General features: G+C 69.7%; 16 protein-coding genes. 10 read left to right on the top strand and 6 right to left on the bottom strand.

Annotated features, from left to right (window positions below):
* Positions 1-16: 16 nt before the first annotated feature.
* Positions 17-763, bottom strand: a complete 747-nt coding sequence (locus tag P3F85_RS04705) for a class I SAM-dependent methyltransferase (RefSeq protein WP_374010090.1) — start codon at positions 761-763, stop codon at positions 17-19.
* 99 nt (positions 764-862) lie between these two features.
* On the opposite strand from P3F85_RS04705, the gene P3F85_RS04700 reads away from it, so the two are divergent.
* Both P3F85_RS04700 and rmuC read left to right on the top strand, forming a co-directional pair.
* Complete coding sequence (locus P3F85_RS04700; protein ID WP_374010996.1) at positions 863-1,444, top strand: exonuclease domain-containing protein; 582 nt, start codon at positions 863-865, stop codon at positions 1,442-1,444.
* A gap of 154 nt (positions 1,445-1,598) precedes the next feature.
* A complete protein-coding gene (gene rmuC, locus P3F85_RS04695; protein ID WP_374010089.1) occupies positions 1,599-3,029 on the top strand; it encodes a DNA recombination protein RmuC in 1,431 nt (476 codons plus the stop codon).
* A 24-nt stretch (positions 3,030-3,053) separates the two neighbouring features.
* On the opposite strand, the gene glpX is transcribed toward rmuC, so the two are convergent.
* Complete coding sequence (gene glpX / locus P3F85_RS04690) at positions 3,054-4,055, bottom strand: class II fructose-bisphosphatase (protein ID WP_374010088.1); 1,002 nt, start codon at positions 4,053-4,055, stop codon at positions 3,054-3,056.
* A 214-nt stretch (positions 4,056-4,269) separates the two neighbouring features.
* Here glpX and fbaA point away from each other — a divergent pair, with 214 nt between their 5' ends.
* Positions 4,270-5,298, top strand: coding sequence for a class II fructose-bisphosphate aldolase (gene fbaA, locus P3F85_RS04685; protein WP_374010087.1), 1,029 nt, complete (start codon positions 4,270-4,272; stop codon positions 5,296-5,298).
* A 77-nt stretch (positions 5,299-5,375) separates the two neighbouring features.
* A complete protein-coding gene (locus tag P3F85_RS04680; protein WP_374010086.1) occupies positions 5,376-5,996 on the top strand; it encodes a DUF6264 family protein in 621 nt (206 codons plus the stop codon).
* 24 nt (positions 5,997-6,020) lie between these two features.
* Here the strand turns inward: P3F85_RS04680 and P3F85_RS04675 are convergent, their stop codons facing one another.
* Positions 6,021-7,052 carry a 4-hydroxy-3-methylbut-2-enyl diphosphate reductase gene (locus P3F85_RS04675; RefSeq protein WP_374010995.1) on the bottom strand — a complete coding sequence of 344 codons (1,032 nt, stop codon included), beginning with the start codon at positions 7,050-7,052 and terminating at the stop codon, positions 6,021-6,023.
* A 73-nt stretch (positions 7,053-7,125) separates the two neighbouring features.
* Here P3F85_RS04675 and xseA point away from each other — a divergent pair, with 73 nt between their 5' ends.
* The 5 genes from xseA (at position 7,126) to P3F85_RS04650 (ending at position 11,457) form a co-directional block, all read left to right on the top strand.
* Positions 7,126-8,433: an exodeoxyribonuclease VII large subunit gene (gene xseA / locus P3F85_RS04670; RefSeq protein WP_374010994.1), complete on the top strand. Its 1,308-nt coding sequence runs from the start codon at positions 7,126-7,128 to the stop codon at positions 8,431-8,433.
* Between the two features lies 1 nt (position 8,434).
* Positions 8,435-8,728, top strand: a complete 294-nt coding sequence (locus P3F85_RS04665; protein WP_374010085.1) for an exodeoxyribonuclease VII small subunit — start codon at positions 8,435-8,437, stop codon at positions 8,726-8,728.
* The gene (locus P3F85_RS04660) at positions 8,725-9,384 is read left to right on the top strand and encodes a DUF4245 domain-containing protein (RefSeq protein WP_374010084.1); all 660 of its coding nucleotides are present in this window, start codon (positions 8,725-8,727) and stop codon (positions 9,382-9,384) included. The genes P3F85_RS04665 and P3F85_RS04660 overlap by 4 nt, the downstream gene beginning before the upstream one ends.
* Before the next feature lie 35 nt (positions 9,385-9,419).
* Positions 9,420-10,016 carry a carbonic anhydrase gene (locus P3F85_RS04655; RefSeq protein ID WP_374010993.1) on the top strand — a complete coding sequence of 199 codons (597 nt, stop codon included), beginning with the start codon at positions 9,420-9,422 and terminating at the stop codon, positions 10,014-10,016.
* Positions 10,017-10,098: 82 nt separating this feature from the next.
* Positions 10,099-11,457: a class II fumarate hydratase gene (locus P3F85_RS04650; RefSeq protein WP_374010992.1), complete on the top strand. Its 1,359-nt coding sequence runs from the start codon at positions 10,099-10,101 to the stop codon at positions 11,455-11,457.
* A 302-nt stretch (positions 11,458-11,759) separates the two neighbouring features.
* Here the strand turns inward: P3F85_RS04650 and P3F85_RS04645 are convergent, their stop codons facing one another.
* From P3F85_RS04645 to P3F85_RS04635, 3 genes are all read right to left on the bottom strand, one after another.
* Positions 11,760-13,049 carry a PhoH family protein gene (locus P3F85_RS04645; protein ID WP_374010991.1) on the bottom strand — a complete coding sequence of 430 codons (1,290 nt, stop codon included), beginning with the start codon at positions 13,047-13,049 and terminating at the stop codon, positions 11,760-11,762.
* A gap of 280 nt (positions 13,050-13,329) precedes the next feature.
* Positions 13,330-14,448: an aminotransferase class V-fold PLP-dependent enzyme gene (locus P3F85_RS04640; protein ID WP_374010083.1), complete on the bottom strand. Its 1,119-nt coding sequence runs from the start codon at positions 14,446-14,448 to the stop codon at positions 13,330-13,332.
* A 115-nt stretch (positions 14,449-14,563) separates the two neighbouring features.
* Complete coding sequence (locus tag P3F85_RS04635) at positions 14,564-15,361, bottom strand: isoprenyl transferase (RefSeq protein ID WP_374010082.1); 798 nt, start codon at positions 15,359-15,361, stop codon at positions 14,564-14,566.
* A 90-nt stretch (positions 15,362-15,451) separates the two neighbouring features.
* Between P3F85_RS04635 and P3F85_RS04630 the strand changes: the two genes are divergently transcribed.
* Positions 15,452-16,309 carry a hemolysin III family protein gene (locus P3F85_RS04630; protein WP_374010081.1) on the top strand — a complete coding sequence of 286 codons (858 nt, stop codon included), beginning with the start codon at positions 15,452-15,454 and terminating at the stop codon, positions 16,307-16,309.
* The last annotated feature ends 5 nt before the right edge of the window (positions 16,310-16,314 follow it).

The raw sequence follows: 16,314 nt of genomic DNA, 5'->3' as shown, positions 1-16,314 counted from the left end.
GGCACCGCATCCCGGCTCAGCTCTCCACGGCGGCCCGGTAGGAGCGGGTGACGTAGGGCAGCTCGACGAGGTCGCGTCCGGCGAGGTCGGGATGCTCGCGCAGGAGCCGGCGGAGGGACTGGATCACGGCGGCCTGGCCGTCCGGATCCTTGGTGATGAAGTAGCTGCGCGAGCGCGCCAGGTCGAGCAGGCCATCCGGGGTGAGCGACTGCACCCACCGCGTCTCGTGCCTCTCCAGCGGTCCGAACGGCGGCGGCAGAACGGGGTCCGCCTCGTCGTCGAAGGAGGCGGCGCCCGCATCCATGAGCTCCCCCAGCTCGCGCACCCAGCCGACGCTCTCGTCCCGCTCGTTCCAGACCAGCCCGAGCCGGCCGCCGGGCCGGAGCACCCGGGCGACTTCGGGCACGGCGAGCGCCGGATCCACCCAGTGCCACGCCTGTGCAGCGAGAACGAGCCCGAAGGAGTCGTCGGGCGATGGGATGCGCTCGGCCCTTCCTTCGACCGCAGTGACCTGGGGCAGTCGTTCGCGCAGCACCCGCAGCATCTCGGGTGACGGATCGACGGCGGTCACCTCCATCCCGCGCTCCACCAGGGACGCCGCGAGCTTGCCCGTGCCGGCGCCCAGGTCGAGCACCGGCCCCTGGATGCCGTCGGTGAGCCAGGTGACGGCCTCCGCCGGGTAGGAGGGCCGGGATGCGTCGTACACCTCGGCCGCGTGATCGAAGGAGGCCGCGTGGAGGTCGCGCTCGTGACGGGATCGCATGCCCGCGATGGTACGCGCGGAGACCGTAGGCCGAGTGGATGCGGCGGCGCGCGGGGCGGTTGCGCCGACACGTCGGTGGCGCATGTCAGCATGACGAACGTGACCCTGGACTTCACCGCCATCGACTTCGAGACCGCCAACTCCTCCGCCGCGTCGGCCTGCTCGGTCGGGCTGGTCAAAGTCCGCGACGGGAAGGTCGTCGACCGGGCGGGATGGTTCATCCGGCCGCCGCTGGGGCACGACCAGTTCCAGGAGTGGAACGTGCGCATCCACGGCATCCAGCCGCACCAGGTCGCGGATGCGGCGGGGTGGGTCGACCAGCTCTCAGACCTCGTCGAGTTCGCCGAGAACGACCACCTGGTCGCGCACAACGCCGGCTTCGACATGAGCGTGATCCGCACCGCGTGCGCCGCGACCCTGGTCGCCTGCCCCGAGTACAGCTACCTGTGCAGCCTGCAGGTGGCCCGCCGGACGTACACGCTCGAGTCGTACCGGCTGCCGGTCGCCGCGATGGCGGCCGGATTCGCGGGCTTCCAGCACCACGACGCCCTCGCGGACGCCGAGGCGTGCGCCGCGATCGTGATCAACGCGGCACAGCGCCACGACGCGGCCACGATCGCGGATCTCGCCGCGCTGACGGGCGCCCGCCTCGGGCGGATCGGCGTACCGGTCGCCGCCTGAGCGGCGCCCCCGCGCTCCTCGCTCCTCGCTCGTCGCTCCTCGCTCCTCGGCGAGTGGTGACATGTTGTCGCAATACGGGCGGGATTCGCGCATCCACTCACGACTCGCGGCCCCCGCGACCTCCAGTGTCGGCGGCCGCTGACACACTGAGGACATGGACCTCATCGCCCTGCTCCTCGGCCTCCTGATCGGCCTCATCGTCGGCGCCGTAGCGGCCGGTTTCGCCGTCGCCAAACTGGTGCGCGACCGGGCCGCCGCGAGTCAGCCGGCCGATACTCTGGTCGATCCGGCCCTGGTCACGGCGCAGCACCAGGCCGAGATCGCAGACATCCGGGCGGCGGAGGCCGCCGTCCAGGCCGAGATCCGCGCCGCGGAGGCAGCGGTGCAGGCCGAGATCCGGGCAGACCTCGCGGCTGCGCACAGCCGGGTGGATGCGATGCAGGAGCAGTTGCGCGCCGCTCAGGAGCAGTACCGCGAGACGGTCGAACGCCACCGGGCCGACGCGGAGGCCCGCACGGAGCGGGAACGCGCCGAGAGCAAGGTCCTGCAGGCGCTCGCCCCGGTCCGCGAGAGCCTGAGCGAGATGCAGCGCAAGGTCGTCGAGCTGGAGTCGCAGCGCAGTCAGCAGCACGGGCAGCTGACGCAGCAGTTGCAGACGGCGGTCGAGTCCGAGGAGCGTCTGCGGAGCACCGCCGAAGCGCTCGCGTCGGCCCTGCGCTCGAACAGCACGCGCGGTGTCTGGGGCGAGACGCAGCTCCGTAGCGTGGTCGAGGCCGCGGGTCTGCTGGAGCGCGTCGACTTCGATGTGCAGTCGAGCATCCACTCGGAGTCGGGCGCCGGACGGCCGGACATGATCGTGCGGCTTCCGGGCGGCAAGAACATCGCCCTCGACGCGAAGGTGCCGTTCAACGCGTACCTCGAAGCAAGCCAGATCCCGGCCACCGCGACGGGAGCGGAGGGCGCGCAGCGCGAGGCGCTGATGAAACAGCACGTCAAGGCGGTGCGCGACCACATCACGGCCCTCGGCAGCAAGGCGTACTGGACGGGGCTCGAGTCCTCCCCCGAGCTCGTCATCGCATTCATCCCGAGCGAGTCGCTGGTGTCGTCGGCGCTCGAAGCGGACCCCTCGATCATGGAGTACGCCTTCGGCAAGCGCGTGGCGCTCGCATCGCCGGTGACTCTGTGGTCGGTGCTCAAGACGGTCGCGTTCAGCTGGCAGCAGGATGTGCTCACCCAGGAGGCGAAGCAGCTGTTCGACCTGAGCCGCACGCTCTACAGCCGCCTATCGACGACGGCGAGCCACATCGAGAAGCTGGGCCGGTCGCTGGAGCGGACGGTCAAGGACTACAACGGCTTCGTCGGCTCATTCGAACGCCAGGTGTTCCCCGCCGCGCGCAAGCTCAACGCGATCGACGAGTCGAAGGTGATCGGCGCCCTCGGCGGAATCGAAGAGGCGCCGCGCGAACTGACGGCCTTCGAACTCGTCAGCGAGCTCGAGCCGCGCGACATGCACGGCATCGACAAGCTCGCGATCGAGGAGCAGGAGCGCGCCGCCGAGAGCGGCCCCGCCGCCCGCACGGCCTAGCGCCTGCGAGCACGAAGCCGCCGCTCAGAGCTGGTCGGGCTCCAGCCACTTCTCGGCCAGGTGGTCGGCGATCACGCGCCGGGCGGTCCCGGACTTCGACCGCAGCACGATCGATTCCGTGCGGATGATCGGCCCCTTGCGCTGGACGCCCGCCACCAGCTGGCCGTCGGTGACGCCCGTCGCGACGAAGAACGTGTTGTCGCCCTTCACCAGGTCGTCTGCGTCGTGCACCTTGTCCATGTCGAGGCCCGCGGCGATCCCCTGCGCCCGCTCCGCGTCGTCCTTCGGCGCCAGGCGGGCCTGCATGAAGCCCCCGAGAGCCTTGATCGCGCAGGCCGTCGTCACGCCCTCCGGGCTTCCGCCGACGCCGATGCACATGTCGATGCTCGACTCGTACCGGGCCGCGTTGATCCCGCCGGCGACGTCGCCGTCCAGCATCAGGCGCGTCCCGGCGCCGGCCGCACGGATCTCCTCGATCAGCTCGGCGTGCCGCGGACGGTCCAGGACGGCCACACGGATCTCCCCCACCGGCTTGCCCTTCGCCTTCGCCAGCTCACGGATGTTGTCGCCGACCGACTGCGAGAGGTCCACCACGCCCCGGCCCGCGGCCCCTGTGACGATCTTCGACATGTAGAAGACGCTGGACGCGTCCAGCATCGTGCCGCGGTCCGACACAGCGATCAGGGAGACGGCGTTCTGGCGACCCGCCGCGGTCAGCGACGTCCCGTCGATCGGGTCCACCGCGATGTCGACCGAGGGTCCCCGGCCGTTGCCGACGTGCTCGCCGTTGAACAGCATGGGCGCGTTGTCCTTCTCGCCCTCGCCGATCACGATCACGCCGTCGAAGTTGACCGTTCCGAGGAACTTGCGCATCGCATCCACCGCCGCGCCGTCAGCCGCGTTCTTGTCGCCGCGACCGATCCACGGGGTCGCCCGGATGGCCGCCGCTTCGGTCGCCCGCACCAGCTCCATGGCGAGGTTCCGGTCCGGATGGGTGAAATGGGACGCGCTGTCGCTGATGGTCATGATGGGTCCTCCCGGACGGATTCGGATTGTCGTCGTCGACGCCGGCGCGAGGCCTCGCTGCCGGACGCTGCCAGTGTATCCGCCGCCCTGCCCGTCAACAGGGGGCTTCAGCGGTTCTGCACGGACGTTCACCGACGCCCGCTCCCGTCGCAGTGGCCCTGCGGGCGCGTCGGTATGATGAGGGCGTTCGACATCCCCTTCCCTAGGAGCTGCAATGCCCATCGCCACGCCGGACCAGTACGCCGAGATGCTCGATAAAGCGAAGGCGGGCGGGTTCGCCTACCCGGCGTTCAACGTGTCGTCGTCGCAGACGATCAACGCCGTACTGCAGGGGCTCACCGAGGCGGGAAGCGACGGCATCATCCAGGTCACCACCGGCGGTGCCGACTACTTCGCGGGTCAGACCGTGAAGGCCCGCGCAACCGGCGCCCTCGCGTTCGCCAAATTCGCCACCGAGGTCGCGAAGAACTACCCCATCACGGTCGCGCTGCACACCGACCACTGCCCGAAGGACGCCCTCGACGGCTTCGTCCTCCCGCTCATCGCCGCCTCCGAGGAGGAGGTCAGGGCCGGCCGCAACCCGATCTTCCAGTCCCACATGTGGGACGGTTCCGCGGTGCCGCTCGCCGAGAACCTCGAGATCGCGCAGGACATGCTCAAGCGCACGAAGGCGATCAACGCCATCCTCGAGGTCGAGATCGGCGTCGTCGGCGGCGAGGAGGACGGCGTCCAGCACGAAGGGTCCAACGAGGCGCTGTACACCACGCTCGCGGACGTCGAGAAGGCCGTCGAGGCCCTGGGCCTGGGCGAGAACGGCCGCTACATGGCCGCGCTGACGTTCGGCAACGTCCACGGCGTCTACAAGCCGGGCAACGTCAAGCTGCGTCCGGAGCTCCTCAAGGAGATCCAGGACGGCCTCGCCGCCAAGTACGGCACGGGCCCCAAGCCGCTCGACCTGGTCTTCCACGGCGGCTCCGGCTCGACCGACGAGGAGATCGCCGAGGCCGTGCGCAACGGTGTCGTCAAGATGAACATCGACACCGACACGCAGTACGCCTTCACGCGCAGCATCGCCGGCTACATGTTCACGAACTACGACGGCGTCCTGAAGGTCGACGGCGACGTGGGAAACAAGAAGCTGTACGACCCGCGCGCCTGGGGCAAGGTCGCCGAGTCGGGCATGGCGGCTCGCGTTGTCGAGGCGACCCAGCAGCTCGGTTCGGCCGGCCACTCCGGCAAGTAGCCGCGGACGGGCGGCGCTGCGCCAGACGCACCGCCGCCCGCAACCTCATCATCAGGATCAGCGAGGAGGCGGCCGGAATGGCCGAGCAGGAACCGCAGCCGGACAACCGGCCGCGCCCGCAGTTCGGGGAGCTGGCTCCGCCCGGCTGGGTGTGGCATCCCCCGGCCGACGCCGACCGCCTGGACACCTCCCGCCCGCTGGAGCGCGAGGGCGAAGCGGATGCGCCTCCGACCGGAGCCCCCGTGAGCGGAATCCGGGCGCCCCAGGCGGGTGCGCCGGGTACGCCAGGACCGCAGTCCGGGGCCGGCCAGTCCGCTCCGACGTGGAACCTGACGCTGACCATCCTGCTCGCGGTGTTCGGCTTCTTCGGGATGTCGTACTCGATCGCAACACTGCAGGCGATCCCTGCGTCGATGCAGTTGCTGCACAGCACGAACGGTCTCGGTGACTACACGCCCGCACCGCTCGTCGGAACCCTGGTGCTGGTCGGCTCCATCGTCCTTGCCCTGATCTGGGTCGTCTCGGCAGCCATCGCCGCGCTGCTGCTCGTCAAGCGACGGCTGGCGTTCTGGGTGCCCCTGGTCGCGGGCATCGTCGCGATGGTCGCGCTGCTCATCTTCGCCGGAGCGGTGCTCGCGACCGACCCGGTGCTGCTCGGCTTCTACAGCGGAACGACGGCACCTACGCAGACCCCGTAGCGAGGGACGCGTCAGGGTGCGAGCTCAGCGCCCGCGGCCGCCCAGCGCCCGCGCGTCCTGCTTGCCGCTGATGTCCTTGCGGAGCTCCTTCGGCAGCGAGAACATCAGGTCCTCTTCCGCCGTCTTGACCTGCTGAACGTCGAGGTAGCCGGCGCCGGCAAGATCGTCCAGCACCTCCTGCACCAGGACCTCGGGCACGGATGCACCGCTGGTCACGCCGACCGAGGAGACGCCGTCGAGCCACTCCTGCTTGATCTCGGATGCGTAGTCGACGCGGTAGGCCGCCTTCGCGCCGTACTCCAGCGCAACCTCGACGAGACGCACCGAGTTGGAGGAGTTGGCCGAGCCGACGACGATGACCAGTTCTGCCTGCTCGGCGACCTTCTTGATCGCGACCTGGCGGTTCTGGGTCGCGTAGCAGATGTCGTCGCTGGGCGGGTCCTGCAGGTTCGGGAAGCGCTCGCGCAGGCGGCGCACGGTCTCCATGGTCTCGTCGACGGACAGCGTCGTCTGCGAGAGCCAGACGACCTTGTCCGGGTCGCGGACCACGATCGAGTCGACGTCGTCCGGACCGTTCACGAGGGTCACGTGGTCGGGCGCCTCGCCCGCGGTGCCCTCGACCTCTTCATGGCCTTCGTGGCCGATGAGCAGGATCTCGAAGTCGTCGCGCGCGAACCGCACGGCCTCGCGGTGCACCTTGGTGACCAGCGGGCAGGTAGCGTCGATGGCGCGGAGCCCGCGGTCGGCCGCGGCATTCACCACAGCCGGCGAGACACCGTGCGCCGAGAAGACGACGTGCGAGCCCGTCGGGACCTCGTCCACCTCGTCCACGAAGATGGCCCCCTGACGCTCCAGCTCGGAGACGACGTGGACGTTGTGGACGATCTGCTTGCGCACGTAGACCGGCGCGCCGTAGAGGTCGAGGGCCTTCTCGACGGCGACCACGGCGCGGTCGACACCGGCGCAGTAGCCGCGGGGCGCGGCCAGCAGGACCTTCTTGTGTCCGACGACCGGGTTATCCTGAAGCCGTCGCCTGGCGCCGGGAATCCGTGGCATCGGGAGGCTGATGGTTGCGTCGCTCACCCTTTGATCCTACGTGAGCACGCTGAACACGGAATGGGAGGGCGCGGTGAGCCAGACGACGACAGTCGCCATGCAGGCGGCGCCGCCGACCGTCGACGCGCCCTGGCCCGTCGCGCTGCTGAACAGCAAGATCAAGGGATGGATCGAACGGCTCGGCACCGCCTGGGTCGAGGGCGAGATCACCCAGTGGGGCGTCTCCGGCGGAAACGTCTACGGAAAGCTCAAAGACCTCGATGAGGATGCAACGATCAGCTTCACGATCTGGTCGTCCGTCAAGGCGCGCATCCCGGCCGACCTGAAGCAGGGCGACCGCGTGGTCGCCGCGATCAAGCCGAACTTCTGGGTCAAGGGCGGCACCCTGACCATGCAGGTCTACGACATGAAGCACGTCGGTCTCGGCGACCTGCTGGAGCGCCTGGAACGCCTGCGCCAGCAGCTCACTGCCGAGGGCCTGTTCGCGCTCGAGCGCAAGAAGCGGCTGCCCTTCCTGCCGCACACGATCGGCCTCGTCACGGGCAAAGACTCCGACGCCGAGAAGGATGTGCTGCGCAACGCGCAGCTGCGCTGGCCGCAGGTGCGCTTCCGGGTGGTGCACGCGGCGGTGCAGGGCGAGCGGACGGTGACCGAGGTCGTGTCCGCCATCCGGACCCTGGACGCCGACCCCGAGGTCCAGGTCATCATCGTCGCGCGCGGCGGCGGCGACTTCCAGAACCTGCTCGGCTTCAGCGACGAGCGGCTGGTGCGCGCCGCCGCCGACGCGGTGACGCCGATCGTCAGCGCCATCGGGCACGAGGCCGACCGCCCGCTGCTCGACGAGGTCGCCGACCTGCGCGCATCCACCCCGACCGATGCGGCGAAACGCGTCGTTCCGGATGTCGCGGAGGAGCTCGCCCGGGTTAAGCAGGCGCGCGCCCGCATCGGCATGCGCGTCACCCAGCTGGTCGCGCACGAGATCGACCGCATCGGGCACCTCCGCACCCGGCCCGTCCTGGCGTCGCCCTCGTGGATCGTGGATGCGCGCGCGCAGGAGCTGACGCGCTACGTCGCCCGCGGGACCGAGCTGGTCGACCGCTGCGTCGAACGCGAGATCACGCGCGTGGCCGAGCTGCGCGGGCAGTTGCGCGCCCTGTCACCCCAGGGGACGCTCGATCGCGGCTACGCGATCGTGCAGACCGCCGCGGGCCACGTCGTGACCGACCCGGCCGAGGCGCCGGAAGGCACCGGGCTGCGCCTGACCGTCTCCGGCGGATCGCTCGCCGCCACCGCCGGGGCGCAAGTGTCCTCACCCGCCGGGCACACCGATCCATCGACAGCCGCCACCGGACGGCCAGCGGGCGCACAGCGGGCCAAATAGAATGGACGTCATGCCCACCACCTCGACGACCCCGGCCGGGGACCCGCTCAGCGCCCTCAGCTACGAAGAGGCGCGCGACGAGCTGATCCGCGTCGTCGCGGAACTCGAACAGGGCTCCACCACCCTCGAAGACTCCATCGCCCTGTGGGAGCGCGGGGAGGCCCTGGCGCGCCACTGCGAGGAGTGGCTGATCGGCGCGAAGGCGCGGCTCGATGCCGCCCGCGCCGGCACGCCCGGAACCGCGTCCTCGACCGCGACCTCGACCTCGACCTCGGGAGCGTCCGAAGGCGAATGAGCCCCCGCAACAAACCTCCCGCGGTCGTCGCGGAGCTCGGCCGCCCCGAGACCGCACAGGAGACCGCGGCCCGCAAGGCCCAGAACTCGGCGAACCACCGCAACCGCCAGACCATCAACAACCTCGTCTACTCGCTCATCGCGACTCTGGCGCTCGTCGCCGTGATCGTGCTGGTGGTCCCTCGCGGCAATCCGACGGCGACGCAGCCGGCGGTTGACTACGCCTCGATCGCGCAGCAGGCGCAGGGCAGCGAGCCGGATGCCTTCCTTGTGCCGAAGCTGCCCGGCGGCTGGAAATCCAACAACGCCGAACTCCGTACGAAGACCCCGGACGGGGTGGACGCCTGGTACATCGGCCTGATCACGCCGAAGCAGCAGTTCATCGGCATCACGCAGGGGTTCGGCGGCAACGACAGCTGGGTGTCCGACCAGGTGGCCAAATCCCGCATCAAGGACACGCGCGTGATCGACGGTGTGACCTGGGATGTGTATGACAATCGCGCGTCCGGTTCCGACAACGGCAACGTCGACTATGCGCTCGTGACGAAATCCGGCCACAGCACCATCGTCGTGTTCGGCACGGCCGAAGACGCCGAGTTCCGCACGGTGGCGTCGTCGCTCGCCGATCAGATCCACTCACTCGGAGGAGACAAGTAGTGCCCACCACACGCCCAGGCAAGGTCTGGTCCGCGATGCTCGACGGCAATGCCCGCTTCATCGCCGGCGAACCGCAACATCCGCATCAGGATGTGGAGCGCCGCCAGTCCGTTGCCGGCGGCCAGGAGCCCGTCGCCGCGATCTTCGGCTGCGCCGACTCCCGGCTCTCGGCCGAGATCATCTTCGACATGGGCCTGGGCGACGCCTTCGTGGTGCGGAACGCCGGACAGGTCGTCTCCGCCTCCGAGATCGGCTCGCTGGAGTACGCGGTCGCCGTGCTGAAGGTGCCGCTCATCCTGGTGCTGGGTCATGACAGCTGTGGCGCGGTCGCCGCGGCCATCGGCTCCCAGGCCGAGGACGCCGACCCGTTGCCGCCGCACATCGCCCAGCTGATCGCCCCGATCCTTCCCGCGGTCCGCCGCGTGGCGGGCGACGGCACGGTCGACCCGGCGACGGTCGACGCCTCCGAGGTGGGCCGCGAGCACCTGCGCGACACCGTCACCGAGCTGCTCGCCCAGTCCGAGATCATCGCCACCGCGGTCGCCGAGAACACTCTCGCGATCGTGGGCGCCAACTACCGGCTCGCGGAGGGCCGGGTCGTCCCCGACGTCGTCGTCGGCCTGCGCGACTGACCCGTCTCCCGCCAACAGAAAGGAAATACACACCGTGGTGGACACCCAGGCGGACGCCGAGTATCGCATCGAGCACGACACGATGGGCGAGGTGCGCGTCCCGAAGTACGCCCTGTACGGAGCGCAGACCCAGCGCGCCGTCGAGAACTTCCCGATCTCGGGCTCGGTCCTCGAGCCGGCGCAGATCGCCGCACTCGCGCGCATCAAGAAGTCCGCCGCGCTCGCGAACGCCCGCCTCGGCGTGCTCGAGCAGGACGTCGCCGACGCGATCGCGTCTGCCGCCGACGAGGTGGCCTCCGGAGCCCACGACGCGGAGTTCCCGATCGATGTCTACCAGACCGGCTCCGGCACCTCGTCGAACATGAACATGAACGAGGTGCTGGCGACCCTCGCCTCCGAGCGCCTGGGGCGTCCGGTGCACCCGAACGACCACGTCAATGCGTCGCAGTCGTCCAACGACGTCTTCCCGACCTCGGTGCACATCGCCGTCACCGGTGCGCTCACCGACGAACTCATCCCGGCGCTCGACCACCTGTCGGTCGCGCTGGAGGAGAAGGCGGAGCTGTGGGCGGAGGCCGTGAAGAGCGGCCGTACGCACCTGATGGATGCGACCCCGGTGACCCTGGGACAGGAGTTCGGCGGATACGCGGCCCAGATCCGGTACGGGATCGAGCGCATCCGGGCGGCACTGCCGCGCGTCGCCGAGGTTCCGCTCGGAGGCACCGCCGTCGGCACCGGCATCAACACGCCGCTCGGCTTCCCGCAGCTCGTGATCGAACTGCTGACGCAGGAGACCGAGCTGCCGATCACGGAGGCGCGCAACCACTTCGAGGCGCAGGCCAACCGCGACGCGCTCGTCGAGGCCTCCGGCGCACTGCGGACCATCGCCGTCTCGCTGACGAAGATCTCCAACGACCTGCGCTGGATGGGCTCCGGCCCGAACACGGGCCTGGGCGAGCTCCACATCCCGGACCTGCAGCCCGGCTCGTCGATCATGCCGGGCAAGGTCAACCCGGTCATCCCCGAGGCCGTCCTCATGGTCGCCTCCCGGGTCATCGGCAACGACGCGACCATCGCCTGGAGCGGCGCCTCGGGCCTGTTCGAGCTGAACGTCGCCATCCCGGTCATGGGGACCGCCCTGCTGGAGTCCATCCGCCTGCTCACCCAGGGCAGCCGGGTGCTCGCCGACAAGACGATCCGCGGCCTCGAGGCGAACCTCGACCGCGCACGCGCCTTCGCCGAGTCGAGCCCGTCGATCGTCACGCCGCTCAACCGCGTGATCGGCTACGAGGCGGCCGCGAAGGTCGCCAAGAACGCCGTCGCGAAGGGCATCACCGTCCGCGAGTCCGTCATCGACCTCGGCTTCGTCGAGCGCGGCGAGGTCACCCTCGATCAGCTGGACACCGCCCTCGACGTCCTCTCGATGACCCACCCCGGCTGACCCCTCCCCTCCGGCCAACGCTTCCTCACTTATTCCGTCCGCGCTTGGCGTGTCGGCGGATTAATCGAGGAACCGTTGACGGGGAGGCGGGGTGGAGGCGGGTTAGGTTTCGGGGGGTGCTGCCGTATCGGGATCCGCTGCCCAAGACCATCCCGACCTCGGCGTCGTCCCCCTCGCTCCCCCCGGCAGTCGAGTCCTGGCTGACCGGCCCCCCACCCAACGCTTCCTCAGTTAATCCGCGCTCGCATGGCGTGTCGGCGGAGTAACTGAGGAAGCGATTGAGGGGCGGGAGAGGCAGTGGGTCAGGCGAGCTCGTTGGCCTCGAGCATCTCGGTGACGAGAGCGGCGATGGCGGAGCGCTCGGAGCGGGTGAGGGTGACGTGCGCGAAGAGCGGGTGACCCTTCAGGGTCTCGATCACGCTCGCGACACCGTCGTGGCGGCCGACGCGGAGGTTGTCCCGCTGCGCCACATCGTGCGTGAGCACCACCCGCGAGTTCTGACCGACCCGGCTCAGCACCGTGAGCAGCACGTTCCGCTCCAGCGACTGCGCCTCGTCGACGATCACGAACGCGTCGTGCAGCGACCGGCCCCGGATGTGCGTAAGGGGCAGCACCTCCAGGATGCCGCGGTCCAGCACCTCGTCGAGCACGTTCTGCGACACCAGGGCTCCGAGGGTGTCGAAGACCGCCTGACCCCAGGGGTTCATCTTCTCGCTCGCGTCGCCCGGCAGGTAGCCGAGCTCCTGTCCCCCGACCGCGTAGAGCGGACGGAACACCATGATCTTCTTGTGCTGACGCCGCTCGAGCACCGCCTCGAGGCCCGCGCAGAGCGCGAGGGCCGACTTGCCCGTCCCTGCGCGCCCGCCAAGGGAGAGGATGCCGATCTCCGAGTCGAGCAGGAGGTCGATCGCGAGCCGCTGCTCCGCCGAGCGTCCGTGCAGCCCGAAGACATCGCGGTCGCCGCGCACCAGCTTCACCTCGCCGTCCGCGACCACCCGCCCGAGGGCCGAGCCGCGGTCCGAGTGGATGACGAGCCCGGTGTTGACCGGAAGCCCCTGCGCCTGCTCGGAGCGCATCCACTCGTCGTCGTAGAGCGCCGCCATCTGGTCGCTGCCGAGACTGATGTCGGCCATGCCCGTCCATCCGGAGTCCACTACCTGCTCATGCCGGTACTCCTCTGCGGTCAGGCCGATCGAGGCCGCCTTGACGCGCAGCGGCAGGTCCTTGGATACGACCGTCACGTCGAGACCGTCGTGCGACAGGTTGAGCGCGACCGCGAGGATGCGCGAGTCGTTGTCGCCGAGCTGCATCCCGCTGGGGAGCACGGACATGTTGGAGTGGTTGAGCTCGACGCGCAGTGAGCCGCCGTCGCCGACGGGGATCGGGAAGTCGAGCCGCTCGTGCTGGACGCGCAGCTCGTCGAGGTTCCGCAGCGCCTGCCGCGCGAAGTACCCGATCTCGGGATCGTTCCGCTTGCCTTCCAGCTCGCTGACGACGATTACGGGGATGACGACAGCGTGTTCCGCGAAACGGAAGATGGCCTTCGGGTCGGAGAGGAGGACGGACGTGTCGAGCACGTACGTGCGCTCGATCGTCTTCGCCGCTCCTGCTGCCGAGTCGCTCGACCGGGTTGCTGCCTGTCGGGTTGCTGATTCCGCCACGACCACTCCCACCCCGCCGCTCCCTCGGGAGCCGGCGGATCTCACTGGCGAGACGGCCGCTGGTTTCGAAACGAACTTAATGTGGCCGTCTCGATCGGGCGCGGTGCCCGATGGCTCGAAACTACGCCCGGGCGGAGGAGGGTCCGGATGTTCGGGCCGCGTGTCGTGTTTCGTTCAGGTGAACATTCGCCCCCAGTTGTGGAGGTTGCGGTCAGACGACGGTGGCGTAGGAGGTGAACGCCGCCCGCAGCATCTCGATCGTCTCGGCGGTGGTCCCCGCGTGGACGCTGATCCGGACACTCGTCGCCCGAACGGTCGCCGTGATGCCGTGGTTGAAGAGCGAGGCGCCCAGGGCGGTCAGCTCCTCGGGCAGCGGTTCCAGCACGATCATGCCCGCCCGCTCGCCGGGACTGCGCGACGAGGTGACCGGAACGGCGAACTCGTCGGCCAGTTGCAGGACCTCTTCGACGTTGTCCGAGATCGCGTCCGCGATGGCCTCCACTCCGACCGCGGCGACGTCTTCGGCCGCTGCCGCGAAACGCGCCTGAGCCACGCGATCCGGGTTCGAGATCGAGAATGCGGCGGCGCCGTGCACCGGCTCCCGCACTTCGTCCCACGGCTGGTCCGCGCCCGAACCGGTCCAGCCGCTGAAGACCGGCGTCAGGTGGTCGATGGCGCGTTCGCTGAGCGCCAGGAATCCGGTTCCCCAGCCGGCGCGCATCCACTTCTGGCCACCGGAGACGACCACATCCGCCACCTCCCAGGGCGCGTCCACCACACCGAACCCCTGGATCCCGTCGACGACCAGCAGCCGGTCGCCGATGACCTGGCGGATGCCGTCGATGTCGGCGACGTAACCTGTGCGCGAGTCCACCAGGCTCACCATGACGGCCGCGGTGCTGTCCGTGAGCTGTTCCCGGATGCGCGCGGGCGTCACGCGGTCGTGGTCGGTCTCGAGCCACACGGGCGTGATGACACGAAGGGCCTGCGCGGCACGCTCGGCCGCGTAGGTCAGCGAGGGGAACTCGGCCAGCGAGAGCAGGACGTCTCCCCCGGTCAGGCCGAAGGCGGCGTGCAGCAGTCCGCTGGAGGCGTTGGGCTGGAAGACGACCTGGTCGGACGGGAACCCGGTGAGTGCGCTGACCGCATCCCGTACCCGCTGGTCCTCGACGGCCATCCGGTCGATCGTGCCGAACCGTGCCTTGGAGAGGATCTCGTACTGGCCGAGGGCCTCCGCCCGCACGGTCGTCGACAGCGGACCGACGCGCCCGTAATCCAGGTAGCCGGGCTCTTCGCCGAACCCGCGGCAGAATTCCTCGATCGTCTTCACCCTCCGATTCTGGCCGACGCCGTCGAGCACAGGAAATCTGCGACGAAAACGGCGATCCGAGAACAATTTTCCTGTGCTCGGCGGCTGGCGGGTTCGGGGCGGGCGGGCGGAGAGGTCAGCCGCCGAAGCGACGCTGGCGACGGGAGTAGTCGCGCACGGCCCGGAGGAAGTCCACCTCGCGCAGGTCGGGGCCGAGCGCCTCCACGAAGTAGAACTCGCTGTGCGCGCTCTGCCACAGCATGAAGTCGCTGATCCGCTGCTCCCCCGACGTGCGGATGACGAGGTCCGGATCGGGCTGGCCCCCGGTATAGAGGTGCTCGCCGATCAGGTCCGGCGTCAGGAGGTCGGCGAGCGTGTCGAGGCTGCCGCCCTCCGCCTTATGCGCGGCGACGATGCTCCGCATGGCGTCGGTGATCTCTTTCCGCCCGCCGTAGCCGACGGCGAGGTTGATGTGCATGCCCTGGTTGTTCGCGGTCCGCTTCTCCGCATCGGCGAGCGCCTCCACCAGCCGGGCGGGGAGCGCGGCGGTCAGGCCGACGTGCTTCACCCGCCAGTCGCGGTAGTGGGAGACGTCGTCCGCCAGCTGGGCGATGATCTCGATGAGGTCGCCGAGCTCCGCGCTGTCACGATTCGTCAGGTTGTCCGAGGACAGCAGATAGAGGGTGACGACTTCGATCCCGAGGTCGTCGCACCACTCCAGGAACTCGCGCATCTTGGCCGCGCCCGCGCGGTGCCCGTGCGCAGCCGTGGTGAGCCCCGCCTGACGCGCCCAGCGCCGGTTGCCGTCGATGATCATCGCGACGTGCTTGGGCAGGGCGTCGCGGTTCAGGTCGCGGCGTAGGCGCTTCTGGTACAGCCCGTAGAGCAGCCAGCTGGCCTGCAGCCGGCTCCCCGGCGACGCGCGTCTGCTCACGGTGCTACGTTAGCGCGACCCCGAGCCGGATGCGGGCCGCTCGGCCCCCGCTCACAGCATCCCGGCACCCGGCTCCCGTACGCTTGGGCCATGTCGTCACGCAACAGCACGGACCCTGCCCGTCGGGCCGGTGCGCGCCGCAGCGTGCGCTCCGGCGAGGATGTCGCAGAGCTCCTCGAGGGACCCACCAGCGGGCTCGACGCATCCGACGCCGCCGTGCAGGCGGACGAGCGCGAGGCGCGCGACGGCGGTCCCGAGCTGCCCAACATCCCGCTGCTCGACGCCTCCCCCGCCAACATCGCCGAGATCAAGCCGACGTGGCGTGGCTGGATCCACGCGGGCACCTTCCCGGTCGCGATCGCGGCCGGCATCGTCCTCATCACGCTCGCCGACGGCGCGCCCGCCAAGTGGGCATCCGCGGTCTTCATGCTCACGTCGATGCTGCTGTTCGGCAATTCCGCCCTGTACCACCGGTTCAACTGGCGGCCGCGCATGAAGGTCCTGCTGAAGCGCATCGACCACGCGAACATCTTCCTGCTCATCGCCGGCACCTACACGCCACTGGCCGTGCTCGCCCTGCCCCCGAGCAAGGGCATCCTGCTGCTCTCGCTGGTCTGGGCGGGCGCGTTGCTCGGTATCGGCTTCCGGGTGTTCTGGATCGACGCCCCACGCTGGCTGTACGTCCCGCTCTACCTGGCCCTGGGCTGGGCCGCGGTGATGTACATGATCGACCTGTTCGCCGCGGATGCGGCCATGATGGTGCTCGTCATCGTCGGCGGCGTGCTCTACACGATCGGCGCCGTCATCTACGGCATGAAGCGCCCCAACCCGTTCCCCGGACGATTCGGGTTCCATGAGATCTTCCACACGCTGACCGTGCTCGCGTTCCTCTGCCACTGGACGGCGGTGCTGCTGATCGCGATGCACCCCGCCTACAACGCGGGCTGAGCCAG

This window comes from Leifsonia sp. T36S-04 (assembly GCF_042465655.1).
Lineage (GTDB): Bacteria > Actinomycetota > Actinomycetes > Actinomycetales > Microbacteriaceae > Leifsonia.
This window is presented reverse-complemented; position numbering and strand designations above follow the sequence as displayed.